Annotated in this window: 23 protein-coding genes; 3 read left to right on the top strand and 20 right to left on the bottom strand. The window is 53.7% G+C overall.

Annotation, left to right across the window (positions count from 1 at the left end; translation table 11 throughout):
• Positions 1 to 171: 171 nt before the first annotated feature.
• A complete protein-coding gene (locus tag ACOTXL_RS02010; RefSeq protein ID WP_045350831.1) occupies positions 172 to 1,788 on the bottom strand; it encodes a peptide ABC transporter substrate-binding protein in 1,617 nt (538 codons plus the stop codon).
• A gap of 183 nt (positions 1,789 to 1,971) precedes the next feature.
• Here ACOTXL_RS02010 and mpaA point away from each other — a divergent pair, with 183 nt between their 5' ends.
• Positions 1,972 to 2,685 (top strand): murein tripeptide amidase MpaA, encoded by a 714-nt coding sequence (gene mpaA, locus ACOTXL_RS02015; protein WP_023303816.1) that lies wholly within the window; start codon positions 1,972 to 1,974, stop codon positions 2,683 to 2,685.
• Here mpaA and ycjG read toward each other — a convergent pair.
• Positions 2,676 to 3,641, bottom strand: a complete 966-nt coding sequence (ycjG, locus tag ACOTXL_RS02020; RefSeq protein WP_023324778.1) for an L-Ala-D/L-Glu epimerase — start codon at positions 3,639 to 3,641, stop codon at positions 2,676 to 2,678. The genes mpaA and ycjG overlap by 10 nt on opposite strands.
• 106 nt (positions 3,642 to 3,747) lie before the next feature.
• Between ycjG and tpx the strand changes: the two genes are divergently transcribed.
• Positions 3,748 to 4,254 carry a thiol peroxidase gene (gene tpx, locus ACOTXL_RS02025; protein ID WP_003856889.1) on the top strand — a complete coding sequence of 169 codons (507 nt, stop codon included), beginning with the start codon at positions 3,748 to 3,750 and terminating at the stop codon, positions 4,252 to 4,254.
• 34 nt (positions 4,255 to 4,288) lie between these two features.
• Here the strand turns inward: tpx and tyrR are convergent, their stop codons facing one another.
• The 3 genes from tyrR to ACOTXL_RS02040 all read right to left on the bottom strand — a co-directional run bounded on the left by tyrR (position 4,289) and on the right by ACOTXL_RS02040 (position 8,388).
• Entirely contained in the window at positions 4,289 to 5,830 is a 1,542-nt protein-coding gene (gene tyrR / locus ACOTXL_RS02030; RefSeq protein ID WP_045350832.1) for a transcriptional regulator TyrR, read from the bottom strand.
• Between the two features lie 111 nt (positions 5,831 to 5,941).
• A complete protein-coding gene (locus ACOTXL_RS02035) occupies positions 5,942 to 6,994 on the bottom strand; it encodes a YcjF family protein (RefSeq protein WP_032609317.1) in 1,053 nt (350 codons plus the stop codon).
• Positions 6,991 to 8,388 (bottom strand): YcjX family protein, encoded by a 1,398-nt coding sequence (locus tag ACOTXL_RS02040; protein ID WP_045625998.1) that lies wholly within the window; start codon positions 8,386 to 8,388, stop codon positions 6,991 to 6,993. Before ACOTXL_RS02040 ends, ACOTXL_RS02035 begins: the two co-directional genes overlap by 4 nt.
• A 155-nt stretch (positions 8,389 to 8,543) precedes the next feature.
• On the opposite strand from ACOTXL_RS02040, the gene ACOTXL_RS02045 reads away from it, so the two are divergent.
• Entirely contained in the window at positions 8,544 to 9,554 is a 1,011-nt protein-coding gene (locus ACOTXL_RS02045; RefSeq protein ID WP_003856881.1) for a LacI family DNA-binding transcriptional regulator, read from the top strand.
• Positions 9,555 to 9,587: 33 nt separating this feature from the next.
• Here ACOTXL_RS02045 and ACOTXL_RS02050 read toward each other — a convergent pair whose 3' ends face one another.
• The 15 genes from ACOTXL_RS02050 to pspA all read right to left on the bottom strand — a co-directional run bounded on the left by ACOTXL_RS02050 (position 9,588) and on the right by pspA (position 24,017).
• On the bottom strand, positions 9,588 to 10,502 hold the full coding sequence (locus ACOTXL_RS02050) for an OmpG family monomeric porin (RefSeq protein WP_023314240.1): 915 nt from the start codon (positions 10,500 to 10,502) through the stop codon (positions 9,588 to 9,590).
• A 65-nt stretch (positions 10,503 to 10,567) separates the two neighbouring features.
• Positions 10,568 to 11,650, bottom strand: coding sequence for an ABC transporter ATP-binding protein (locus tag ACOTXL_RS02055; RefSeq protein ID WP_003856876.1), 1,083 nt, complete (start codon positions 11,648 to 11,650; stop codon positions 10,568 to 10,570).
• Positions 11,651 to 11,663: 13 nt separating this feature from the next.
• On the bottom strand, positions 11,664 to 12,329 hold the full coding sequence (pgmB, locus tag ACOTXL_RS02060) for a beta-phosphoglucomutase (RefSeq protein WP_045350833.1): 666 nt from the start codon (positions 12,327 to 12,329) through the stop codon (positions 11,664 to 11,666).
• Positions 12,319 to 14,598, bottom strand: a complete 2,280-nt coding sequence (locus ACOTXL_RS02065) for a glycoside hydrolase family 65 protein (RefSeq protein ID WP_045350834.1) — start codon at positions 14,596 to 14,598, stop codon at positions 12,319 to 12,321. The genes pgmB and ACOTXL_RS02065 overlap by 11 nt, the downstream gene beginning before the upstream one ends.
• Complete coding sequence (locus tag ACOTXL_RS02070) at positions 14,592 to 15,650, bottom strand: Gfo/Idh/MocA family protein (RefSeq protein WP_086532029.1); 1,059 nt, start codon at positions 15,648 to 15,650, stop codon at positions 14,592 to 14,594. Before ACOTXL_RS02070 ends, ACOTXL_RS02065 begins: the two co-directional genes overlap by 7 nt.
• Before the next feature lie 11 nt (positions 15,651 to 15,661).
• Positions 15,662 to 16,450 carry a sugar phosphate isomerase/epimerase family protein gene (locus tag ACOTXL_RS02075; RefSeq protein ID WP_003856868.1) on the bottom strand — a complete coding sequence of 263 codons (789 nt, stop codon included), beginning with the start codon at positions 16,448 to 16,450 and terminating at the stop codon, positions 15,662 to 15,664.
• Positions 16,451 to 16,466: 16 nt separating this feature from the next.
• On the bottom strand, positions 16,467 to 17,519 hold the full coding sequence (locus ACOTXL_RS02080) for a zinc-dependent alcohol dehydrogenase (protein ID WP_003856866.1): 1,053 nt from the start codon (positions 17,517 to 17,519) through the stop codon (positions 16,467 to 16,469).
• Between the two features lie 28 nt (positions 17,520 to 17,547).
• The gene (locus tag ACOTXL_RS02085) at positions 17,548 to 18,390 is read right to left on the bottom strand and encodes a carbohydrate ABC transporter permease (protein ID WP_003856865.1); all 843 of its coding nucleotides are present in this window, start codon (positions 18,388 to 18,390) and stop codon (positions 17,548 to 17,550) included.
• On the bottom strand, positions 18,377 to 19,258 hold the full coding sequence (locus ACOTXL_RS02090) for a carbohydrate ABC transporter permease (protein WP_045350835.1): 882 nt from the start codon (positions 19,256 to 19,258) through the stop codon (positions 18,377 to 18,379). The genes ACOTXL_RS02085 and ACOTXL_RS02090 overlap by 14 nt, the downstream gene beginning before the upstream one ends.
• A 21-nt stretch (positions 19,259 to 19,279) precedes the next feature.
• Entirely contained in the window at positions 19,280 to 20,572 is a 1,293-nt protein-coding gene (locus tag ACOTXL_RS02095; protein WP_045350837.1) for an ABC transporter substrate-binding protein, read from the bottom strand.
• Between the two features lie 13 nt (positions 20,573 to 20,585).
• Entirely contained in the window at positions 20,586 to 22,283 is a 1,698-nt protein-coding gene (locus ACOTXL_RS02100; RefSeq protein ID WP_045350838.1) for a sugar phosphorylase, read from the bottom strand.
• A gap of 195 nt (positions 22,284 to 22,478) precedes the next feature.
• Positions 22,479 to 22,703 (bottom strand): phage shock protein PspD, encoded by a 225-nt coding sequence (gene pspD / locus ACOTXL_RS02105; protein WP_003856857.1) that lies wholly within the window; start codon positions 22,701 to 22,703, stop codon positions 22,479 to 22,481.
• Positions 22,704 to 22,715: 12 nt separating this feature from the next.
• Positions 22,716 to 23,075 (bottom strand): envelope stress response membrane protein PspC, encoded by a 360-nt coding sequence (gene pspC / locus ACOTXL_RS02110; RefSeq protein WP_003856855.1) that lies wholly within the window; start codon positions 23,073 to 23,075, stop codon positions 22,716 to 22,718.
• A complete protein-coding gene (pspB, locus tag ACOTXL_RS02115) occupies positions 23,075 to 23,299 on the bottom strand; it encodes an envelope stress response membrane protein PspB (RefSeq protein ID WP_003856853.1) in 225 nt (74 codons plus the stop codon). Before pspB ends, pspC begins: the two co-directional genes overlap by 1 nt.
• A gap of 49 nt (positions 23,300 to 23,348) precedes the next feature.
• The gene (gene pspA, locus ACOTXL_RS02120; protein ID WP_022651342.1) at positions 23,349 to 24,017 is read right to left on the bottom strand and encodes a phage shock protein PspA; all 669 of its coding nucleotides are present in this window, start codon (positions 24,015 to 24,017) and stop codon (positions 23,349 to 23,351) included.
• Positions 24,018 to 24,033: the final 16 nt, after the last annotated feature.

Consider the following 24,033-nt stretch of genomic DNA (forward strand, 5'->3'; position numbering starts at 1 on the left):
ATAAACGGGAGAAAGAATCTCTCTGAAGATATTCATCATGACAATAAGTGATGGGCTGATATGAAGGGGATATTTGGTAATAATCAGGCTGTAAAACTATCAACCCTGAGAGCGGGCGCTTATGCGGTTAATGGATATTTACCATAATCACGTAGCGCCCTGACCTCTTTTTTAATGCTTTTCAATATACATTGTACGGCTGTACGCAACATCCTCCGGGTTATTTATCGGATAACCTTTAACCCATGGCTTGATGAGACGGCCATTGGTGTACTGATAAATAGGGGCAATTGGTGCTTTCTCGGTGAGGATCTTCTCGGCCATGTTGTAGTCGGCATTACGCGCTTTTTCAGTAGTTTCGAGCGTCGCCTGATGAATAATCTTATCGTAAGCAGGCTCGTTGAATCGTGAGATATTCCCGCTATGGGAGGAGGTCAGCAGCGACAGGAATGTAGACGGCTCATTGTAGTCCCCTACCCACGATGCACGGATGACGTCAAAATTCCCGGTATTGCGGCTGTCGATGTAGGTTTTCCACTCCTGATTCTGCAACTTAACGTCAACACCCAGATTTTTCTTCCACATGGATGCAACGGCAATCGCGATTTTCTGGTGGTTTTCAGACGTGTTATACAGCAGCGCTAATTTTAGCGGACGCTGAGGGCCATAGCCTGCCGCCTGCAACAACGTTTTCGCCTGCGCATTCAGCTCTTGCTGCGACATCTGCTCAAATGGCGAGGTTTCCGGCGTAAAGCCCGCAGTGACATCGGGAGTAAAATGCCAGGCCGGTTTCTCACCGGTCCCCAGGACTTTTTCCGCCATAATACGTCTGTCTATAGTCATGCTGAGCGCGAGACGTACGCGGGCATCCGCGGTTGGGCCTTTTTGCGTGTTAAACGCGTAGTAATAGGTCCCAAGCTGTGGCGGTGTATATACCTGTCCCGGAATATCTTTAAGCAGCTTCTGGTACATGTTTTTCGGAAACGATTCTGTAATATCGATATCGCCCGCAAGATAGCGTTTGGTCGCTGAGGACTCCTGGTTGATCGGCACAAAGGTGACTTTTTTAAGCACCGTCCTGCCGTTATCCCAGTAATGAGAATTTGGCTCAACCACCAGTTTTTCATTCACCACGCGATCTTTCAGCACATACGCACCGTTGCCAATGAGCGCGCCAGGGCGCGTCCATTCCTTACCGCTTTCCACATTGGCCTTTTGAACAGGATAAAACGCGAAGTTAGCCGTCAGATTACTGAACCAGGGTAGCGGTTTGTCCAGCTGCACGCGCAGCGTTTTAGCATCGACCGCCGTCACGCCGAGCGTATCCGGAGCAGCTTTGCCGTCGATGATGGACTGGGCATTGTTAATGCCCGCCAGCGCCGCAAACCAGGCGAAAGGTGACGTTGTTTTAGGATCAACCAGACGACGCCAGCTATAGACAAAATCTTGTGCCGTCACTGGGGTACCGTCAGACCACTTAGCGTTATCCCGCAGCGTGAACGTCCAGACGCGGTTGTCATTGCTCTGCCAGCGCGTCGCCACGCCGGGAACTAACTCCCCTTTTTCGTTCTGATTTACCAGCCCTTCATAGAGGTCGCGAATCACCTGTATCTCCGGCAATCCCACCGCTTTTGCCGGATCGAGCGAAGCGGGTTCATCTTTGATATGTCGAACCAGCTCCTGCTTTTGCGCCAGAACCGTTCCTTCGGGAACCTCCGCGGCATATGAAAGTGAAGAAAGCCCGCACAGCCACAGCGCAGTACAAAGAAGCGAAACAGGATGCTTCATACGATCCCCTTAATGATGTCAGGTAACAGACAGATGCGTAATTATTTGTTTCGAAACGGAGAAATGCAAATGCTTCCTCCGGAAAGTTGATGTCAGGCAATTTTCCACACACACGGAAACTATTTGATTAAGCGCGGCTTTTGCACAACACTGCCAGAAGTGACTTTATCATCAGGGTTTACTATGGCAACTACCCGACCAAGAACGGAACGCGGCGCCTTCCCGCCCGGAACTGAACATTATGGACGCTCATTTTTAGGCGCGCCGCTGATCTGGTTTCCGGCCCCCGAGGCCGATCGCAATAGCGGCTTAATCATTGCAGGCACGCATGGCGATGAAAACTCGTCTGTCGTGACACTCTCGTGCGCGCTACGTACGCTGGCCCCCGATTTACGACGTCATCATGTGATTTTGACCGTCAACCCGGACGGTTGTCAGCTTGGATTGCGGGCGAATGCACGCGGCGTTGACCTGAACAGGAACTTCCCGGCGGCAAACTGGCGCGCCGGTGAAACGGTGTATCGCTGGAACAGTTCGGCGCAGGAGCGAGATGTGGTCCTGCTCACGGGAGACAAACCCGGTTCCGAACCGGAGACTCAGGCGCTATGCCAGCTTATTCATAAGATCCACCCGGCCTGGGTTATCTCTTTCCACGATCCCCTCGCCTGTATTGAAGATCCTCGTCATACGGCGCTCGGGCAGTGGCTGGCGGATGCGTTTGCTCTACCTCTGGTGAGCAGCGTTGGCTATGAAACACCCGGGTCGTTTGGCAGCTGGTGCGCAGACCTCAGCCTTCACTGTATCACCGCAGAGTTTCCGCCCATCTCCTCGGATGAAGCGAGCGAAAAATACCTGCGGGCGATGACAGATCTCCTGCGCTGGCAGCCTCAAAGATGAAGTACGCCGGAGGTAAAATTCAGCGCGGGTGAGACGTCAACCGCCAGCCAGGTTGGGCCGTCCAGATCGGCAAAGCGCACGCTGTTCACCAGCGGGAGTGCAGCGCCGATCGCTCTGGACGTACACAACATACAGCCCAGCATCAGAGCAAAGCCTTGCGCCTGCGCATCTTGTGCCAGAGCCAGAGCCTCGGTTAATCCACCTGTTTTATCCAGCTTAATGTTCACCATTTCGTAACGTCCCTTGAGGGCTGACAGGCTCTCACGGGTATGACAGCTTTCGTCTGCACAGACGGGAAGCGGATGAATAAAATTCGCCAGCGCGGCATCGTCTTCTGCCGGGAGGGGTTGCTCCAGCATGGCAACGCCCAGATCGGCAAGCAGCTGACAACGGGCTGCCAGCCCTTCGCTGTGCCATGATTCGTTCGCATCGACGATAAGAGTGGCATCAGGTACCGCCGCACGAATGGCGACCATGCGTTCGCTAATCAGACGATCGTCGAGCTTCACCTTTAATAATGTTGCACCTGTGGCATACAACGCCTGAGCGCTGGCGGCCATTTGCTCTGGTTCACCGATGACCACCGTTTGCGCGGTGACGATCGATTGCGGCAGCGTAACGTCCAGCAGCGCAGGCAGCGGTTTTTGTCGTTTCGCCGCTTCCAGACTCCAGAGTGCGCAGTCAATCGCGTTGCGTGCCGCGCCGGCCGGCAACCGAAGCTGAAGAGCCTCACGCGTCAGGCCCGCCTGCAACTCGGGCACCACCGTCATAATTTGCGCCATGACTGACGCCAAGCTTTCTCCGTAGCGAGGATAAGGGGTACATTCTCCGACGCCTTTTACGCCGTCCTCTTCACATTCAACCACGACCACGCAGGCCTCATTACGGCTGCCGCGCGAGATCACAAACGGGGTGTGCAATGGCCAGGCTTCTTCATAGACCTTAACGCTTCTCATCACTGACTCCTTGCAGGCCGGAAAGGCAGAAAATTGGTTTGCCGTGCTAACTGCGGATGACATACACTAGCCACGACGTTAACTATTTGTAAACAGGAAGATATCTATGTCACAACTCGTTCATTTCCAGGGCAACCCGGTTGCTGTTGCAGGTTCCATCCCACAGTCTGGCAGCAAAGCACAGCCTTTTACTCTGGTGGCTAAAGATCTGTCTGACGTCACGCTGAGCCAGTTTGCTGGCAAGCGTAAAGTCCTGAACATTTTCCCAAGCATCGATACTGGCGTTTGCGCTGCATCAGTGCGTAAATTCAACCAGCTGGCGACCGAAATGGACAACACCGTAGTGCTGTGCATTTCTGCTGACCTGCCGTTTGCCCAGTCCCGCTTCTGCGGCGCTGAAGGCCTGAGCAACGTCATCACCCTATCCACTCTGCGCAGCCCGGATTTCCTGGAAAAATACGGTGTTGCCATTTCCGAAGGCGCGCTGAAAGGTCTGGCTGCTCGTGCGGTGCTGGTGATCGACGAAAACGACAACGTTGTTTTCAGTGAACTGGTGAACGAAATCACTACCGAACCGGATTACACCGCTGCACTTGAGGCGCTTAAAGCCTAAACGTAAAAAAGCCTCTGCAAAGAGGCTTTTTTATTTATTCGTCACCCTTCTTCTGATTTAACCCATACTCGCGCAACTTATTCGCAATCGCGGTATGTGACACCCCAAGACGTTTAGCCAGCTTGCGCGTGCTCGGATAGCTGCGATATAGCTGCGTTAACACCGAACGCTCGAAACGGCTGGTGATGTCATCCAGCGAGCCTTCCATTGCCTCTTCGCCTACCGAGACCGTCCCGGCATCGTAATCCGGCAATAGAATATCCTGAGGGCGCAGTTCATACCCTTCAAGCTGAGTTAATGCGCGATAGACCGCATTTTTAAGCTGACGAATATTGCCCGGCCAGCCGTAACGCGTCAGCACGGTGCCCAGGTCGGCAGAGAGCTTCGGACGCGGCACGCCCTGCTCATCGGCAAAACGGGCCACGAACAGTTCTGTCAACGGCATGATGTCCTGTGGGCAATCGCGCAGCGGCGGAATATTGAGCGTCAGAACGTTGAGACGATAGTAGAGATCTTCGCGGAATACCCCTTTCTGCACCAGCTCCACCAGGTTTTTCTGGGTGGCGCAGATGACGCGCACGTCCACGTGAACTTCATGATCTTCCCCCACGCGGCGGAACGTGCCGTCATTGAGGAAACGCAGCAGTTTCGCCTGCATGCGTGGCGACATTTCGCCAATCTCGTCCAGCAGCACCGAGCCGCCATTCGCCTGTTCAAAGAAGCCTTTTTTACCTTCCGGCGCATGCCCGAACAGCTCACTTTCAACGGCATCTTCAGGAATAGAGGCGCAGTTCAGCGCCAGATACGGTTTTGGCGCACGCGGGCTGGCCATGTGCACAGCATGCGCCAGCAGATCTTTCCCCGTACCGGTATCCCCGGTAATCAGCAGCGGCGCCGTAAGATTTGCCAGCTTGCGCGCCTGGTCGATCACATGACGCATCTTCGGGCTCACCGCAATAATCTGGCTGAATGCGCCGACGTCCTGGCTGGAAAGGTTCTGTAACTGACGCCCCATTCGCACCGTGGAGCGCAGCATGATCACTGCGCCGGTCAGCACCCGCGCGGCATTTTCCCCTTTCAGGTAGACCGGCGTGATCTCCATCAGGAAATTCTGTCCGTTGATGACGACATGCTCGCTATGGGTATTTTGCGGGTTGCTGTCCAGCCAGCGCTGGAAATTAAAACCGGTGATCAGTTGCGTGGCGTGGTGCCCGATAAGTTTTTCCTGAGTCTGCGCAAACAGCTGGCAGCTGGCCTGGTTAACGCGCTCGACTTTATTTTTCAGATCGAGAGAGAGAAACGGCTCCGGCATTGCTTCCAGCAGCGCGCTCAGCGCAAGATGTTCCCGCTCGGACGGCATCCAGGGGATGGTGCGTACATCCGTAACGCCAGCGATACGGCGGATTTCCGCCATCAGGCTACTGAAGGTATTAAATTCAATTTCGGCAAAATTGAGGTAAATTCGCCCGACAGGGTCGATCTCTATGCCACGTAAATCAATGCTACGTAAAACAAGAAGATCGAGTAACTCGCGGGTCAGACCGAGACGGTCCTCACAAAAGACTTCCAGACGCATGGGAAATTCACCGTTTAAGCCAATAACAGTAAAATGATATGTCAGATCACGGTGTTCGGGAAGGTGGCTGTCAACAAATATTGACAGCCCGCACGATTAGTAAACAAAACCTCACTGAGCAGGTTTTTTATTGAGCGTCTCTTTAAGCTGGCCAATCAATTCGCGACGGAAATCCCCCAGCCGCGGCTTATCGCCATCGATCCAGGGGAGTGGACGACAAACCTCCATCGCTTTGATACCCAGGCGTGCCGTCAGCAGACCGGCACCAATCCCCTGCGCCGCCCGGGCAGAGAGACGCGCCGCAAGATCCTGCGACATCCAGTCCATCCCGACCTCCCGTACCAGTTCGCTTGCCCCGGCGAAGGCGATATTCAGCAACACCAGTTTGAACAGGCGCAGTCGGCTGTAATAGCCAAGCTCAATGCCGTACAGCCTGGCGATGCGGTTGATCAGACGCAGGTTGCGCCAGGCGATAAAGGCCATGTCCACCATTGCCAGCGGACTGACGGCGATCATCAGGGTAGATTCCGCCGCCGAACGGCTGATCTCACGACGAGCCTGCGCATCCAGTACCGGCTGAACAATGTGCGCATAGAGCGTGACCACTTCCTGGTCATTCTGGGTTTCGTGGATCGCCGCATACCAGCGCTGAAGCGCCGGGTGAGAGTGATCTATCCCGGCCTGAGCCGCAAGCTTTTCACAAAAAGCACGCCCTTTTCCTGTGCCGTGACTGTGCAGCAGATCCCGCGCTTCATCGCGTTCGTGGGCACGCTGACGCAAACGCCAGAGGCGACGCCACTCGCTGACGACTGAGCCAACGCCCGCACCAACAATCAACGCCCCGGCGGCGCATCCCCCCAGCGCCACCCAGTCCTGCGTTTGCCAGGCATTGACGCCCCACTGCACGCCCTGGCCGATTACGCTCACACCAAAAAGGGCTAACCCGGCGGTCACCATCTTACGCCACAGGCTGCGTTTCGGGCGCAGTGCCGCATCAACCACCGCTTCCGCCTGCCCCTCTTCAACCATCGGCTCGTCTGCCAGCACGGGAGCAAAGTTGTCAGCCTGCGGGCCGCTGAAGGTTTGCGCCGTTTTGAACGCCTCATGGGGCGTCTGCTCAAGCTGGCCGGTAAAATCAATGCGTGGTTTTAACGGTTCCGTCATCGCAATTTATCTCCAATTAAAAACTCCAGCGCAGCATCCAGACGGATATGCGGCAATGGCTGGTCAACGTTCATGCTCTGCGGACGGAAGGCTTCGAACTGAAAACCCTGGCTTTGCCAGAATGCCTGGCCCGGCAGACGCGCCGGAACTTCCCCCGGATAGACCGTGAGCGGCTCACCGTCGCTGAGACGGTTGCCCCGCAGGGCCGGAATTTTCTCGCCATTCAGGTCAATCAACCCACTCTGCGTTGCCTGTACGGACGCCAGCCCCAGACAGTCCATGCTGATCCCTTCGAAGGCCGCATTCTGCCAGGCATCCTGCACCAGCTGTTGCAGCAGGGATACCATGTTGGCGTGCTGATCGACCGTCACATGGTCAGCTTTTGTGGCGGCAAACAGCAGCTTGTCGATGACCGGCGAGAACAAACGGCGAAACAGCGTACGCTGGCCATAATGAAAGCTTTGCATCAGCTGCGTCAGCGCCAGCCGCATATCATTGAACGCCTGCGGCCCGCTGTTGAGCGGTTGCAGGCAGTCCACCAGCACGATCTGGCGGTCAAAGCGTAAAAAGTGATTTTTATAAAAGCCCTTAACCACCTTCTCACAGTAATAATTGTATCGCTCGCGGAGCATACCGGCGTTGGTGGTCTTGTCCGCCTGCGCCAGTTTCGATTCGCCGATGCTGTCAACGTCCGGCCACGGGAAAAACTGTAGCGCTGGAGCACCGGCTAAATCACCCGGCAGAACGAAGCGGCCCGGCTGAATGAAATGCACCCCCTCCTGCTTGCACTGATGCAGGTAATCCGTCCAGGCTTCGGCTATGACGGCCAGACGGTTTTCATCCGCCGGCGCCAGCGGGTCCAGCCCTTCGCAAAGCTGGCGCCATTGGGTCGACCACTCTGCCCGCTGCCCCTGCAACAAACCGGTCATCTGTCGGGACCAGTTCAGGTAATCCTGCGCCAGCATCGGTAAATCGAGCAGCCATTCTCCCGGATAATCCACAATTTCGAGATAGAGCGTGGACGTTTCTTTGAAGTGACGCATCAGGGATTCATTCGAGCGGAAACGCAGCGCAAGACGGATTTCGCTCACGCCACGCGTCGGGGTGGGCCAGGCGGGAGGTTCCCCGTATAACTGCGCCAGACCTTCATCATAGGTGAAACGGGGGATGCCAAAATCACGTTGCGGTACGCGTTTCACCCCCAGCAACCGCTCCTCGCGCACTGCGCTAAGCAGTGGCAGGCGCGCCCCTGCATGCAGGTTCAACAGCTGATTGACCATCGCCGTAATGAATGCTGTCTTACCGCTGCGGCTCAGCCCCGTCACGGCAAGACGCAAATGGCGATCAACGCCACGGTTCACCAGAGAATTGAATTCGTTTTTAAGTCGCTTCATCGCCGTCCTTCATTGCCTGGTACCCTGAAAAAAGTCACTTCAGAATACAGTAAATTGGGGCAGATCGTTGATTATCAATTCTTAATTATTGCTATTGCCGTTTTCTCTCCAGTAAGATGGGCGCAATTGCTGTCCGTCTGGAGTGAGTAAGGTGTATGTCACCCACCATCTATGATATTGCCCGCGTTGCTGGCGTTTCGAAATCAACCGTGTCGCGCGTTCTGAATAAACAAACGAATATTTCTCCTGAAGCGCGCGAAAAGGTGTTGAAGGCGATAGAAGAATTAAATTATCAACCGAATAAACTTGCCCGCGCACTCACCTCTTCTGGCTTCGACGCCATTATGGTTATTTCGACCCGTTCAACCAAAACCACCGCAGGGAATCCGTTTTTCTCTGATGTACTGCATGCCATAACGGCAAAAGCAGAAGAAGAAGGTTTTGATGTTATTTTACAAACGTCCAAAAGCAGCGAAGATGATCTGCAAAAATGCGTGGGTAAAATAAAGCAGAAGATGATCAAAGGGATCATCATGCTAAGCTCGCCGGCGAACGAGTCTTTTTTCGCGACGCTGGACGAATACGGTGTGCCCGTGGTCGTTATTGGTAAAGTGGAAGGCAATTACCAGAATATCTATTCTGTCGACACGGATAATTTCCACGACAGCGCCATATTAACCGACTCATTTATCAAACATGGTCGCACTAAAATTGCCTGCCTGCATGCCCCGCTCGATTATCACGTTTCTATCGATCGCCTGGCGGGCTATAAATCGAGCCTTGAGAAGCACGGTATTGCGATTAATCCGGACTGGGTTATTGATGGCGGATATACCCATGAAAGCGCGCTTCAGGCGGCCTGTCAGCTACTCTCATCAGACAACCCGCCCGATGCGGTTTTTGCGACGGACAGCATGAAATTGCTGAGTCTTTATCGTGCCGCGGATGAGCTAAATCTGACGATCCCGGAACAGGTCGCAATGGCAGGATACAGCGACCCGATGCTATCTCTCATTTTAACCCCTGCACCAGGCGGTTTTGATATCCCCACGAGAAAGCTGGGCGAAGAGAGCTGCGATTTGTTGTTCAGGTGCATTGCGGGTAAACCTGCCCCGCATAAGGTATTGGTTGAAACGCATTTTTCAGATGCGGCTTCATTACGCTAAAAACCAGGGGCAAACGCCCCTGGTGAAGTGTTATCAAAACGCGTAATTCACGCCGATACCGGCATAGTGGAAGCGGTCACTTTCCCCTTCGTCATGGTTTTCCCATTCGTAGGCATATTCCAGCGTCATGGATAAACCATTGTTAAAATCATAGGCGTACAGCATACCCAAACGGTTGAAATCATGTCCTTCACGCTCAGGATCGTCTTGCCAGTCCCAGTTTGACCAGCGATCGAGTCCCAGACGGGTATAAGGCGTTAGCGTCGTCTGACCCAATGAAATCGGCAGATAGGCGCGAATTTCCTGAGTGGAGAATTCACCGTTATTACGTGAACTGTCCATATTGAAACCCCGCTCTAAATAGTAATTAACTTTTGCAGAGACGGTTTCGTTAATTGTCCAGGTAAAACCGGTTTCCGTTTCAACACGGCTGTCAGAATAACCGGTTTTTGCCAGGTCATTCGCAAACTGGTACATGGCAAACCATCCGCCAAAACGCCAGTCATCGGTTAATTTTACATCCCAGTCCGGTTGAATTTTATAGCGCTGCATATTTGCGCTGCCCGCTTTCGCGCCATCCTCATCTTTGAAATGATAGCTGTAATTACGGAAACCACCCGTCAGTCCCAGCGTGAAATCATCGGTACCAATAATACGATAGCGTAATTCTACTTCGGGACGATCGAAATAGGTGCCGCGCGTCATGCTACTGTAATCAACCGGCCCTTCCTGATACATAGCCAGCGAAATGGTCCATGCATCCCAAGTGGCATTAAACCACACGGAGGGTTCATATAATCCATCTTTATCGTCTGCCTGACCTTCGACGTTTTCAATTTCATACATGGCGCCAATATTAAATTCCCACTGTTTGGCTGATTCAGTTGCTTGCGCGCAGCTCACCCCTGCGCACAGGACGAGCGCAGCACTTCTTAGTAGAGTACTCATTAAAATATTCCTTTATAATTAACATACAAAAAACCGGAAACTTTCATTTCCGGCGAACACCTTTCTTATCTAATAGCTGTTTCAGTATCAGCATCGAAGAAATGGCACTTATTCATGTCGAACTGGATGCCGATATTATCTCCGGCAACGTAATCATCCGCCGCTCCCGCACGGACAACCAGTTCATGCCCACCCACGGTGGCATAAAGCATAAATTCAGCCCCGGTCAGCTCAGCAACGCTGATCTTCGCCGTGATGTTTTCGCCGCTTCGCTGTACGGTGAGAATATCTTCCGGACGGATCCCAAAGACAACCGCTTTACGCTGGTAACCTTGCGCATTCAGTACGGCCAGCTTGTCCTCCGGGATCTCCAGACGCAGCGTTTCCGTCACAAAATAGCGGTCGTCGATTGCGCCACGAATGAAGTTCATCGCCGGTGAGCCAATAAATCCTGCAACGAACATATTCGCCGGCTCGTTGTAGACCTGCTTCGGCGCGCCCACCTGCTGAATGATGCCGTCCTTTAAAATCACGATGCGGGTCGCCATCGTCATGGCTTCCGTCTGATCGTGCGTCACGTAAATCATGGTGGTATTAAGCTTCTGATGCAGCTTGCTGATTTCAGCGCGCATCTGCACACGAAGTTTGGCATCGAGGTTGGATAAGGGCTCATCCATCAGGAACACCCCCGCTTCGCGCACTATCGCCCTGCCTAACGCCACGCGCTGACGCTGACCGCCGGACAACGCGCCAGGTTTACGCTGGAGATAATCGCGCAAGCCCAGGATCTGTGCCGCCCAGGTAACGCGTTCTTCAATGACGGAGGGCGCAATTTTTTGCATTTTCAGGCCAAACGCCATGTTGTCGTAGACCGTCATATGCGGATAGAGCGCATAGTTCTGGAAGACCATCGCGATATCACGGGACTTGGCGGGAACATCATTCATGCAAACCCCGTCAATAATCAGTTCACCCGCGCTGATCTCCTCGAGGCCGGCAATCATTCGCAGCGTCGTGGATTTCCCACAACCCGATGGACCGACGAAGACGATAAATTCTTTGTCTTCAATTTCGAGGTTGAAATCCTTCACCACGTGGACTTGGTTATCATAAATTTTCTGAATGTGTTTCAGAGACAGTTGAGCCATTATTAATTCCTTATCAATACGCCCGGGATGCCCAGAACGCCGTCAGGCGTTCCCAGGTCAGTTCCTGCGTTGAATGAAGTTGTAATCCCGCATGGTTCAGGCCAGGCCCAATCCCGACCGACAGCATTCCTGCGGCGTTGATCGCATCTACCCCTGCGGCGGCATCTTCGATACCAATGGCCTCTTCAGGACGCACGTTCAGTCCTTTACAGGCCGCAAGGAAGATTTCCGGGTCCGGCTTTGAGCGGCTAATACGCGAAGCATCGGCGCAAAAATCGAAAGCCTGATGAATACCCAACGCGTGCAAAATCCCAGGAGCATTAAGCGATACGGATGCCAGGCCAATTTTGACCTTCGCGGCGCGAATATCCGCCAGCACGTCGCGAATACCCGGCAGCAGCGAATCCTGCTTCAGTGATGCCAGCGACTGGACGTAAAGCGCGTTTTTTTTCGTCGCCAGCGCCAGGCGCTGCTCGTCACTGAACATCCCCTCTTTCCCGCCATGTATCAGAATGCGCTGGAGGGAGTCCATACGGCTTATTCCCTTCAGCTGTTCGTTAAATACTTCGTCGAAGGTGATACCAATCTCCTCCGCCACGGCGCGCCAGGCCAGAAAGTGAAGATGCGCGGTATCGGTGATCACCCCGTCCAGATCGAATACAACAGCGTTAAGCGTCATGGCGCCCCTCCGTGGTAGCGGTCCCATTAACAGGTACAAGAAAGTCCTTACGCTCACAGACCTTTCGCCCTGATACATGCAGCGTTTTACCCCACAGCGTCAACGTGACAGGTGCGGTGGTTTCAATGGTTAACAGGTCATCTTCACAGGTAATGTGTATTGTTGCGCCCCGCCACCGCAGCGGGAAGGCGAGTTTCTGCCAGTGAGCAGGCAGCTTCGGCGCAAGATGCAGCTCCCCTTCGCTAATGTGCAGGCCAGCAAATCCCTGAATGGCGCCCAACCAGATCGCACCGGTGGCGGCGGCATGAATACCGTCATCACTGCTGTGCGGGTCGTCCCCCAGGTCGATGGCAATCCCATCGCGCCAGAAGGCATACGCCCCCTCGGTGTCACCGCAGCGTGCGAGCACAATGCCGTGAATGGCTTTACTCAGGGATGAATCATGGATCGTGCGTGGCTCGTAGAACGCCAGATTGGCGGCACATTGCTGCGGCGTAAACCGTTCCGGCAGCAGGTAGTTAAGCATCACCACGTCGGCCTGCTTCAGGATCTGCATCTCGTTCACTTCCGCGCGAGAGTAATCAAGCAGAATGGTTTGCTTACCCGCTTTGGCTTTATAGCGGCTCAGATCGATGGCAGGTTTTGCCATGAAGGTATCATCCTGCGGGATCACACCCTCTGCGTCGGCCTCTGGCAGCCACAGGCGCGCCAGGAACTTACCGGCATTCTCCGTAAAACGCGCATCTTCACGCCCAAATTTCGCCATAAACTGACGCGCGCAGGCCACGTTGTGCCAGGCCAGATAGTTGGTGTAAGCGTTGTTGTTGACATGCTCGGTGTATTCATCCGGTCCGATCACGTCATGGATCTCAAGACGACCATTAATTTCCGTCGCGCGTCCCATCCAGAACGAAGCGGTTTCCATCAGCAGCGTCAGACCCTCATTGCGCATAAAGGCATCGTCGTGTGTTGCCTGCCAGTAAGCGACAACGGCCCAGGCAATATCAGCCACGATGTGGTGTTCAGCGAGTGCGGAGGCGACCTTCTGGCGAACCCCGGTGCGGATGTTAATGGCTGCGAATTCTGGCGTCTCTTCCTCTCCGCTGGCGGCGCTTTCCCACGGGAACAACGCGCCCGGCCAACCGTTACGGCGTGCTTTTTCACGCGCGCCAGAAAGATTCAGCCAGCGATAGCGCAGCAGGCTGCGGGCAATCTGTGGACGGGTAAACAGATGGAACGGCAACAGGAAAATTTCGGTATCCCAGAAGACGTGCCCTTTGTACCCTTCCCCCGTCAGCCCTTTCGCGGCAATGCTGCTTCTTTCGCTATGGGCTGGCGTCATTGTCGTCAGGTGCCAGACGGCATAATCCAGTGCAAGCTGATCCTGCTGTTCTGCACAAGTCACTTCCACCCGAGCGTCACGCCAGACCGCTTCCCAGGCGTACGCTGAGCTTTCAAGCAACGCATCGTAGCCTCTTGCCGCGCAGACTTTGAGATCGGCCAGCGCGTTGCGGGCGAAAGACTCCTGTGAGAGCGCTTTATCGCTGCGATGGGTCAGCCAGACGATCTTCTCAAGCGTGACGGTGTCACCTTGCGAGATAGTCAGAGAATGATGAACGCTGAGGCGACGATTTTTGGCGGTGAAACAGCTGTCGCTCTGAGCGGAGAGCTGACAAAACGCCGAAACAACAACTTCAGACGCCCGGTCCTGCGTTTCATACACACCCTGCATGTAGTGCTGGTCAAAAACCCTGACCGAGATTTCATCCAGATGCTGCCTGCCGCTGTTCGTCTGTGTCGCATCTATGCCGGTTTTCAGCACGGCCTGAGCGGCGCCATCAAGCGGTGTAATCGAGAGCTGCATTGCCACTAAGGGCAACTGGTCCAGCGAAACAAAACGACGGCTCTCGAGGCGATAGCGTTTTCCGTCCGGCGAACGCCAGACAACGTTACGATGCAGTTCGCCGTTAGCAAAGGCCAGCTCGCGTTGCCACTCAAGAATTTCGCCTGAAAGGAGCGTGAAATTGACGCCGTCCAGCTCAACTTCAACCCCGGTGACATCCGGCAGATTGATCAGCTCTGTGGTTTCGTTGCGTCCCGCGCGATGATACAGCCCCGCGAGATACATGCCTCTGGTCTGCTGGGTGTAATCTTCTTCATGCGTGGCGCGAATGCCCATGTAGCCATTGCCGCAGGCCATAATGGACGCGTACTTATTCAGGCTATGCGGGCAAAAGCCCGGATCGGTTAATACAGACTGGTTCAGCATAACGTCACGCTTTCCCCTGTTTCCGCGGCTTCATATAACGCCGCGACTAATTGCTGGATCACCAGCCCCTGCTCCGCATCGGCAATCATGACCGGCTCGCCCATTACGTGGCGAACAAACGCATCCATACTGCGCAGATGTCGGCGACCGTCAGCCTCCTCCCGCTGGGTCAGCGTCTGTAAAACTCCGGCTTCGTCGTTATAAATGTGTGCCGGGAACAGCGTTGCACCCGCCTTCTCACCGCAGAAAGAGACGTTCATGATCGACTGCTCGCGGATATTAAGCGCAAAAGAGGTGTCCAGACGCAGAATGCCACCGTTGCAAAACTCAATCGTGCCAAACAGGACATCCTCCACGGTAAACTGTGCAGGATCCCATTCGCCAAACTGGCCGGTGTGTTTACGGTTCCCCAGTCTCTGGAAGCTGTGCGCGGTTACCCGTTTCACGGTCGGGAAACCCAGCACATACATCGCGGCATCCAGCATGTGAATGCCGATATCGATCAGCGGCCCGCCGCCCTGGAGCGATTTATTGGTGAAAACGCCCCACCCCGGCACACCGCAACGACGCAGCGCCTGCGCGGAGGTGAAGTAAATTTCACCGAGCGTTCCGTTCATTACCGCATCGCGCAGGAGCTGGGTATCCAGCGCAAAGCGATGGTGAAAATCGTACGCGAGGACTTTTCCGGCCTTGCGCGCCGCGAGACGCATCTCATCCGCCTGGTGCGGCGTCATCGCCGGCGGCTTTTCACACATCACATGACAACCTGCTTCGAGAGCCGCCATCACATGTTCAAAATGGAACCGGTTAGGCGAACAGACGCTCACCACATCCGGTTTTACTTCCTGCAACATCTCGTGAGCGTCCTGCCATGCCGATGGAATAGCATAACGTTCCGCGAACGCCTGTGCCTGCTCAAGGCGGCTGTCCATGACAGCCACCATTTGAACATCACTGCGCGTGGCGTAATACGAGGCATGCACTTTGTCTGCAACCTGCCCGGCGCCAATGATGGCGACGCGCAGAGGCAAAGGTGTAGAAGCACTCATCACGCTTGTCATCCTTAGCATTCACGCAAGTAAGTGAGAGAGTCCTTATAGGCCTGAGCCGGATCGTCGGCACGCACCCGGCACTCGTACACGACGTAACCCTGATAATTATCGGCACGCAGCTGATCGAACAGGCTGGCGAAATCGAGGCTGCCGCTGCCCGGCTGATAGCGGTGGTTATCAGCAATGTGCACATGACCCAGCAGGTCGCGGTTCTGATGCAACGCTTCCGTCAGGGAGTCTTCTTCAATATTCATATGGTAGAAATCACCGATGATCTGCACGTGCTTCAGGCCGTTCTCTTCGATATAACGACGCGCGTCGGCCAGAGTGTTGATCATATGATCCTGATAGCGGTTCAGCGGCTCCAGGTAGACGGTAGTACCGGTGCGCGCTGCCACCTCATCCAGCCAGCGCAGGGAAGCGCTGACCGCTTTGCGATCGCCGTCCAGACTACGTGGCGAAGTCATTGGCGGCAGACGGAAGGTAAACATCCCCCAGGCAGCCGGAACGATAATCCCCTTTCCGCCCACTTCTGCCAGCGCTTCCAGAATGCGTTCAATCTGCTGTAGACCGTTCAGGCGGCGTTCTTCAATGAAATCCCCGATCCAGCCATCGTATCCGCCACAGGCCGTCGTGACCGGCAGGCCGGTGGCTTTGATAGCCGCTTTTACTTCGTCGAGGTTTTCCACCAGCAGTCGGCCATCAATTTCGTAGCCATCAAATCCCATCGCTTTGATGTATTCGAATTTTTCCATGATAGCGGTCGGGAAAAAGGCCTGGTTTTGTGTTGCGATTTTCATGATTGCTGTCCTTAGCTTAAAAAGTGACGCCCATTTTGATACTGAGTTCCGGGTGCTGATCGACATACTTCATATAGCTTTCCGGGCTGGTGGTGAAGGTGACGACCGGGTCGATCAGATCTTCGCAATTGAGATAACCGTTCATCAGCAATTCCCAGCAGGTCTCTTCAATACGCTTGCGGCTCCAGCGCGGATAATCCGGGTTGGGTTCACTGCATGCGCGGGAGAAGACAATTTTGGCGTTATTGAAGTGTGCTTCGCGACCAAGGTTGAAGCCTGCCGCAAACGGCTTGGCGAAAGCCACGTAGGAGATCGTTCCACCGTAGGCGAGACCGCGCAGCGCAGATTGCAGCGCATCTGCAAATCCGCTGGTTTCGATGATCACATCGGCGCCCTGCTTGCCGGTCAGTTTCTTAATTTCCAGACCGACATCGGTACCGATTGGGTTCAGGCAGTGGTCTGCACCGTGACGGCGGGCGATCTCACAGCGATGTTCGATAGGATCGACACCAATAACCACTGACGCGCCGGCTTTTTTCGCCAGCTGAATCGCAATCTGGCCAATCGCGCCCAGCCCCACAACCACGACGAAATCCCCTACGCGGACATTAGCATCACGCACGCCGCTCATGGCGAACTGCGCCGGATCGTAGCAAACGGCGTTTTTCCAGGATGCGCCCTGCGGCATTTTGCGCAGCTTATAGTTGTTCACCGCGTTTACGATGACCGTTTCCTGCAACGGGCCGTAGCAGCAGACGCTGTCGCCGATCTGGTATTCCGTCACGTCCGCACCACATTCGATAATGTCGCCGACGATCATGTTCCCCAGCTGGAATTTACCAAATTCGATGCCGCGCGCTGCACCTTTTTCACGCGGGGTAAACATCTGCCACTCAGCGTTGAACTCTTCATCGATGAACGGGCTTGCCGCGCGGAAATCCACGACTTCGGTGCCGTGTTTCGGGGCACCATAACGGGCACGAATCTTCACCTCATGTGCTGCAACAGGACGATCTTCGTATTCCACCAGCGCCGCTACACGAGGCGCTGTCGCAACTAATTTTTTCATGACTGACTCCTTGTTAATATCGGCCGCCTCAGCCCTTCACGCCGCCGGCGGTCAAACCACTTTTAATGAAACGTTCAGACAGGGCATACATAATGACGACCGGAAGTGCCGTTACCAGCGATGCCGCCATCATGCGACCCCAGATGTAATCTGGCGTACTGAAGAGCGTGTTCAGCCCCACCGGCAACGTGAAGTTGCTGGCGCTGGACAGGAAAATGGAGGCGAACAGATAGTCATTCCACGCCACCATGAAGCAGTAGACAAAGACCGACACCAGACCTGAGATCGCCAGCGGGACGGTGATGCGGAAGATGATTTGCAGGCGGTTCAGGCCGTCCATCATCGCGGCTTCTTCGATTTCGTCCGGGATGGTGTCGAAATAGCTGCGCAGCATAAAGACCGCGGTAGGCAACGTCTGCGTCACCATGGTGATGATCAGCGCCAGTTCGGTGTCATAAATGCCGAGCGCGGTGATGATTTTGAACAGCGGCACCACCAGCAGGATCCCGGAGAACATATAGACGGTGTAGAAGCTCGCATTGATCGTCGTACGCCCTTTAAAGCGCAGTTTGGATAACGCATATGCGCCCAGCGTGCCGAGAAACACCGCAATGACCGAGGAGGTCAGCGACACCACCATGCTGTTACGGAAGTAATCCACAAACGGGAAAATCAGCGGGTTAAAGATGTCGATGTAGTGCTGTAGCGTCCACTCCTGCGGCAGAATGGTCGGGTGCAGCGAGATCGCCTCTTTCGCGCTTTTGAATGACGTCATCAACATTACAAAAAACGGAAACAGCGTGATAATCAGGAATACCGCCAGTCCCAGATAAAAACCGATACGGCCCAGAACGCGTTTATTTGTTGCCATTGAGGTTTACCCTTTTTCTGGTCAGCAGAATGACCGCGAAGATGATCACAAACAGCACAACGGAAATGGCGGCTGCTTTACCCTGGTCATTGAACGCAAAGGCGGTTTTGTAGAGATATACGCCCAGAATGTCGACCTTGGTGGTGAGCAGATACACATCCGCAAACATGTAGAACATCCAGATGGTTCGCAGCGTGACCACCGTGGCCAGCACCGGCATGATGGCGGGCAACGTCACGATACGAAAACGCTGCCAGGCATTCGCCCCGTCCATCTCTGCCGCTTCGTACAATGATTTATCAATGGTCTGCAAAATTGCGAGGAACGAGATAAAGGCGTACGGGAAGTAACGCCAGATGGCGAACAGCACAACCAGGACAAAACTGCTGCCAGGATTATCGAACCACAGCGGCGCCTGATCGTAGAGATGCAGCAGATCAACGCCCAGGTAGTTCACAATCCCGTAGCCGTTGTTGAACATGTATTTCCAGGCAAATACTAGTGAAATAGACGGCGTCACGTAGGACAGAATCACCAGTGAACGTGCCGTTTTCCGCATGCGGAATTCACGGTTAAAGAAGATCGCTACGGCCAGTCCCAACCCGGTGCTGCCGAGTACGACCAGCGCCGTATACCAGAACGTCATCCACAGGGAGTGCCAGAACGCAGCATCGCCCAGAATGCGAATGTAGTTATCCAGGCCGACGAACATCGCATCAATACGCGGGTTCAGCGGTAAACGTAAAAAACTGATTTCAATGTTGGAAATCATTGGCCAGGCCACCAGGCCCCCCAGCAAAATCAGGCTGGGGGCCAACAGCAGCATGGCGAAAGGCATATCTGAACGACCAGAAAACAACGTCTTCATAATTCCCTTCGCAAAGCGCTCCTATCGTTGTGAGATCAGGTCAGTCAGTTTCTTCTGGCTGTTGCTTAACGTCGCATTGAGATCTTTTTGTCCCACTGTTACGTTATGCACCATGGAACTGATAATGCCGGACCCGGTAACATCTCCCATGCGGGTAAAGTTTTTGTCGCCTACGGCGCCAAATACCTGGACGTTCGGGAACTGCGCAATCAGCTCGTAAGGCAGTTGACCAAAGGCTTTGATCACGTCGTTGTTTTTCCAGCTCTCAGTGCCCACCACGAGTTTGTTCACCGGCAGCGCCGCACCAGGGGACATCATCACCCAGTCAGACGCGTTTTGAGCCTGCTCCATCCAGGTCACAAATTTTTCTGCCGCCTGCGTTTCCTCTTCGGTCTGGCCGGTCGTGATCGTCAACGAGGTGATCATGCCGTACACGGCTGATGATTTTTCTGTCGGGACCACGAACCCCAGGTTGGCCGGATTGCCATCTTTGTAGACCGCGGGCAGGATATAGGTGGAATAAACGGCCATCGGCGCAGAACCGTTCATGAAGGCGTCTTTGATCTCCATAACATCATTCGAGCCCGGCATGGTGTTCGCGGCCAGTGCCCGATAAAACGCCAGCGCTTTCGACATTTCAGGGGTATCGATTTTCACGTTGCCGTTTGCATCAAAGACGTTGGCTCCGCCTGACAACGCAAACTGCGAGAAAGCCTGCTCGGTCATGACGCTTTCTGCGGTTGGCAGCGCGATACCGTAATGTTTTTTCGCCGGATCGTTGAGCGACTGACTGGCCTTCAGCAGTTGCTCCCAGGTGTGCGGTTCTTCGATTCCTGCTGCCGCGAGCTCATCTTTGTGATACCAGACGCCGGACAGCCAGGCGCTAACCGGCACCCCCGTCCATGCCTTGCCGTCTTCAGTGCGAACAACGCGTAAAATGCCGTCATAAAAGGTATCTTCACCGACGGCTTTAATCGCGTTGCCGATCGCGTCACGGTCCAGCAGTTGCTCTTTATCCATGACTTTGGCGTAGTCATGGCTGACTTCAATCACTTCCGGCAGCGCGCCGGTACGGGCCAACGTAATGACCTTGGTGTTATAGGCATCTTCCTCAACGGGTACCTGTTTCACCGTAATAGTCGGGTTCTCTTTCTCGAATTTTTCGATCAGTTTCGTAATAACTGCCTGACGCTCCTGTTCTACCGACGAGTGCATAAACTCAATGGTGACCTGAGATGCTTTATCGTCCTTACAGCCTGATAACAGGGCGCACGAAACCAGTGCTGATAACAGCACAATTTTGGGCATTTTCATTTTAGGGTCCTTTTTAGTTTTCTTTAATCCACATTACCTGCCATGGATTGAGGTTCAGTTCCGTACCGCTAATATCGTGTCCTGATAGTAATTCCCTACCAAAGAGCGTTTGTCCATAAATGGTCTGCATTTTATTGCTAAAATTAAATAATGCTGTCATTCGCTCGCCATTTTCAGCAACACGAACAATTTTAAGAATATGTTCGCCGATTGCGTCAAAAATAGCCTGACTATCCGGATGGAACGCACTCACGCCGCGACGAATAGCAATAAGCTCACTCAAACGAGAATAAATTTGATAACGAATACTCTTCTTATTATTGAGTTCCAGATCAACCTGACCTGCGGTGTATTTCTTCCTGTTTATTGCGCGGTTATATCCAAGACGTTCGACACCTTCATAATCGTTACGCGAACCGAGAATGCTTTGAATATATACAGCCGGTACGCCAGGAAAACTTAACAACACAGCATGCGCCAGGATGAACCGCGCAATGCGCTCATCATCTGAGCTGTCTCGCAAACTCAACGCATCAAGATATGTGACATTAATTTCATAGGGGCTTCGCGTACCGTCAGGATTATTTTTCCAGTTGACCAGCGCGCCTTCCTGCTGAAGCTTTTCAACCAGCGAGAGGATCTCTGATTCCGGAAGGATGCCGCGTAACGGGTTCAAACCGATACCATCATGCGAGGCCAGGAAATTAAACCAGGTGGTATGAGTTGAAGGCAGCGCCAGTGACCCCGCCCACTGGCATAGGGCTTTAACATCCTGACGATGAACAGCATGCAGCACCAGCGGAGGTAAGGAAAACTGATAGACCATCTGGGCTTCATTTTCACCATCACCGAAGTAAGAGACATTGTCTTTGTGGGGAACATTTGTCTCAGTGATGATCACCGTTCCAGGCGCCACAGCGTCCGTAATGGCGCGGAACAGCTGGATAAGGCAATGGGTTTGTTCCAGATGGATACAGGTGGTTCCCGGGATCTTCCACATAAACCCGACCGCATCCAGACGGATATAACGCGCCCCTTCCATGAGGTAATGGAGCAGAACGTCAACCATGGCAATCAGCACCTGCGGCGAGGCGAAATTGAGATCGATCTGGTCATCGCTGAATGTGGTCCACAGATGACGAACGCTGCCATCATGAAGCGTGAACGGCGTCAGCAGCGGTAATGCGCGTGGACGCGTCACCGCGGATAAATCGGTTTCGGGGTCGACAGAAATAAAGAAATCTTCGTAGCCCGGCTTCTGCGCAAGATAATTAGCAAACCATTCGCTTTTCGCTGACATATGATTGCAAACGAAGTCAAACATTAAGCTGGCTGACTGTTTTAATTCCGCGACATCTCGCCAGGTTCCTGTTTCAGGAGCAACCTCGTGATAATCAATGACGGAAAATCCATCATCCGAAGACCACGGATAAAAAGGTAACAGATGGACATGGGAAAACGTACGAGAAAGCCATTCATTATAGAACCGGGTAAATACCGGCAACGCTTGCTCCCCTTTTGTGGAGAACTGATCGGCATAGGTAATCAGCACAACGTCTTTTTCATCCCAGCCTGACTTACGCTTTTCCGTAATATTAGCCGCCGCTTTTTCAAGCTTAGTTAATAACACGTTAAGGTGTGCATCTGAAAATGATTCACCGTAGATATGATTGATGAGTTTTTTAATTTTTGCGTTCACATTATTTTCCATGGTAGCGGTCCCACGGAGTGGCAATCTACTCCCATGAAAAATATCTGTCAACGGACCCGGGGGCAGAAAGCAGCATTCTCAGCGCAGCGCAACGCATTATTGTGAGCTGCCGCAAAGAAAGCAGAAAAGCAGAAGAAACGCAGAAAGGAAAGTCATGCCCCTTCTCTGGGGGAGAAAGGGCTTATGCGGGAGGATCTAGCGTGACAAGTAGCGCCGGGAAACGCGTTTTGCCAGTTTCTGTAACAGCGGCTCCAGAGCGACCGCCAGCATCATTCTGACCGGCTTGCGGGCAACAGACTTGATCGCCCAACCCGCCACACCGGCCGGGCCATAACGTAACGCCGTCATCAGAACCAGTTTACCTGCGATTTTCAGGCCGGGTTTTACCTTCTGACCGGCCTGTTGCCAGTTTTGTTTCATGTAAGTTCTCTCTTAAAGCTGACGAAAACGACTTCTCAGCGTAAAGGTATCGGAGGTGACATAACGTTCCATCTCGCGCAATCGCTTCTCCCCTGCGCTCAGCTGTTCATCCACCGCGTTCAGGAGATCGCTGCTGGTTGGCGTGTTCTCAGCATTCAGCTCACCTTCCGGCATAGGATCGAGTACAAACGACAGAATGATGTATGCCACCAGTGTAATAAAGGCCAGACCGAAGAAAATCGACAATACGGTGACCACACGCACCAGTTTTACCGGGACATCCAGATAGTGCGCCAGCCCGGCGCAAACGCCCCGAACCATGCCCTGCTGTGGGATCCGCCACAATTTTTTATTCAGATTCAGTCCAGCCATTACCGTTCCCTCCAGTTTGGGTGTTCCGCGTCCAGGATGGCTTCCAGCGCCTGAATACGTTCGCGCATTTTATTTGCCTCGGCAGAGAGCTGCGCCAGCCGCTGTTGTTCACTCTGCGACAGCTCACCGCGTGAAGAGCGGTTGCTGTAGTGCAGCCATAACCATATGGGCAGAACAAACAGCACGAAAATGGTCAGGGGTATAGCCAGAAAAAGCGCGCTCATGTGTACTCCTTGTCTAACGATGCGGCACGCTCAGGTGCCGCAGGAATTATTATTGGTTGTCTTGTTTCATTTTGGCTTTCAGCGCAGCCAGTTGCTCGCTAATTTCATCATCGGCCTTCAGGTCAGCAAACTGCTGATCCAGAGTTTTCTGCTTACCGATGCTGTGGCTTTCGGCTTCCGCTTCCATGTGGTCGATACGACGTTCAAACGATTCGAAACGCGCCATTGCTTCATCCAGTTTGCCGCTGTCCAGCTGGCGACGCACGTCGCGGGACGAGCTTGCAGCCTGGTGGCGCAGCGCCAGCGCCTGTTGACGTGCACGGGTTTCGCTGAGTTTGTTTTCAAGCTCACCAATCTCTTTCTTCATACGCGTCAGAGTATCATCCACCAGCGTCACTTCGTGTTCCAGCGTGGCAACCATGTCGGTCAGCTTCTGCTTCTCAATCAGCGCAGCGCGGGCCAGATCTTCTTTATCTTTACGCAGCGCCAGTTCCGCTTTTTCCTGCCACTCGTTAAGCTGGGCAGTCGCCTGCTCGATACGACGTGTTAACTGCTTTTTCTCTGCCAGCGCGCGGGCGGAGGTGGAGCGTACTTCAACCAGCGTGTCTTCCATCTCCTGAATCATCAGGCGCACCAGCTTCTGCGGATCTTCCGCTTTCTCCAGCAGCGAGTTGATGTTGGCGTTCACGATGTCGGCAAAACGAGAAAAAATACCCATAATTCAATCCTCATAG

The sequence above is a fragment of the Enterobacter cloacae complex sp. IR5402 genome, from assembly GCF_049238125.1.
Taxonomy (GTDB): Bacteria; Pseudomonadota; Gammaproteobacteria; order Enterobacterales; family Enterobacteriaceae; genus Enterobacter; species Enterobacter hormaechei_C.

Bases quoted from the DNA above. Each gene is read 5' to 3' on its own strand.
- pspB (WP_003856853.1), bottom strand. From the start codon at position 23,299: ATGAGCGCGCTTTTTCTGGCTATACCCCTGACCATTTTCGTGCTGTTT.
- ACOTXL_RS02100 (WP_045350838.1), bottom strand. From the start codon at position 22,283: ATGGAAAATAATGTGAACGCAAAAATTAAAAAACTCATCAATCATATC.
- ACOTXL_RS02055 (WP_003856876.1), bottom strand. From the start codon at position 11,650: ATGGCTCAACTGTCTCTGAAACACATTCAGAAAATTTATGATAACCAA.
- ACOTXL_RS02045 (WP_003856881.1), top strand. From the start codon at position 8,544: ATGTCACCCACCATCTATGATATTGCCCGCGTTGCTGGCGTTTCGAAA.
- ACOTXL_RS02080 (WP_003856866.1), bottom strand. From the start codon at position 17,519: ATGAAAAAATTAGTTGCGACAGCGCCTCGTGTAGCGGCGCTGGTGGAA.
- ACOTXL_RS02050 (WP_023314240.1), bottom strand. From the start codon at position 10,502: ATGAGTACTCTACTAAGAAGTGCTGCGCTCGTCCTGTGCGCAGGGGTG.
- ACOTXL_RS02035 (WP_032609317.1), bottom strand. From the start codon at position 6,994: ATGACGGAACCGTTAAAACCACGCATTGATTTTACCGGCCAGCTTGAG.
- tyrR (WP_045350832.1), bottom strand. From the start codon at position 5,830: ATGCGTCTGGAAGTCTTTTGTGAGGACCGTCTCGGTCTGACCCGCGAG.
- tpx (WP_003856889.1), top strand. From the start codon at position 3,748: ATGTCACAACTCGTTCATTTCCAGGGCAACCCGGTTGCTGTTGCAGGT.
- ACOTXL_RS02065 (WP_045350834.1), bottom strand. From the start codon at position 14,598: ATGCTGAACCAGTCTGTATTAACCGATCCGGGCTTTTGCCCGCATAGC.
- ACOTXL_RS02085 (WP_003856865.1), bottom strand. From the start codon at position 18,390: ATGGCAACAAATAAACGCGTTCTGGGCCGTATCGGTTTTTATCTGGGA.
- pspA (WP_022651342.1), bottom strand. From the start codon at position 24,017: ATGGGTATTTTTTCTCGTTTTGCCGACATCGTGAACGCCAACATCAAC.
- ACOTXL_RS02075 (WP_003856868.1), bottom strand. From the start codon at position 16,450: ATGAAAATCGCAACACAAAACCAGGCCTTTTTCCCGACCGCTATCATG.
- pgmB (WP_045350833.1), bottom strand. From the start codon at position 12,329: ATGACGCTTAACGCTGTTGTATTCGATCTGGACGGGGTGATCACCGAT.
- ACOTXL_RS02010 (WP_045350831.1), bottom strand. From the start codon at position 1,788: ATGAAGCATCCTGTTTCGCTTCTTTGTACTGCGCTGTGGCTGTGCGGG.
- mpaA (WP_023303816.1), top strand. From the start codon at position 1,972: ATGGCAACTACCCGACCAAGAACGGAACGCGGCGCCTTCCCGCCCGGA.
- ACOTXL_RS02040 (WP_045625998.1), bottom strand. From the start codon at position 8,388: ATGAAGCGACTTAAAAACGAATTCAATTCTCTGGTGAACCGTGGCGTT.
- pspC (WP_003856855.1), bottom strand. From the start codon at position 23,075: ATGGCTGGACTGAATCTGAATAAAAAATTGTGGCGGATCCCACAGCAG.
- ycjG (WP_023324778.1), bottom strand. From the start codon at position 3,641: ATGAGAAGCGTTAAGGTCTATGAAGAAGCCTGGCCATTGCACACCCCG.
- ACOTXL_RS02095 (WP_045350837.1), bottom strand. From the start codon at position 20,572: ATGAAAATGCCCAAAATTGTGCTGTTATCAGCACTGGTTTCGTGCGCC.
- ACOTXL_RS02090 (WP_045350835.1), bottom strand. From the start codon at position 19,258: ATGAAGACGTTGTTTTCTGGTCGTTCAGATATGCCTTTCGCCATGCTG.
- pspD (WP_003856857.1), bottom strand. From the start codon at position 22,703: ATGAAACAAAACTGGCAACAGGCCGGTCAGAAGGTAAAACCCGGCCTG.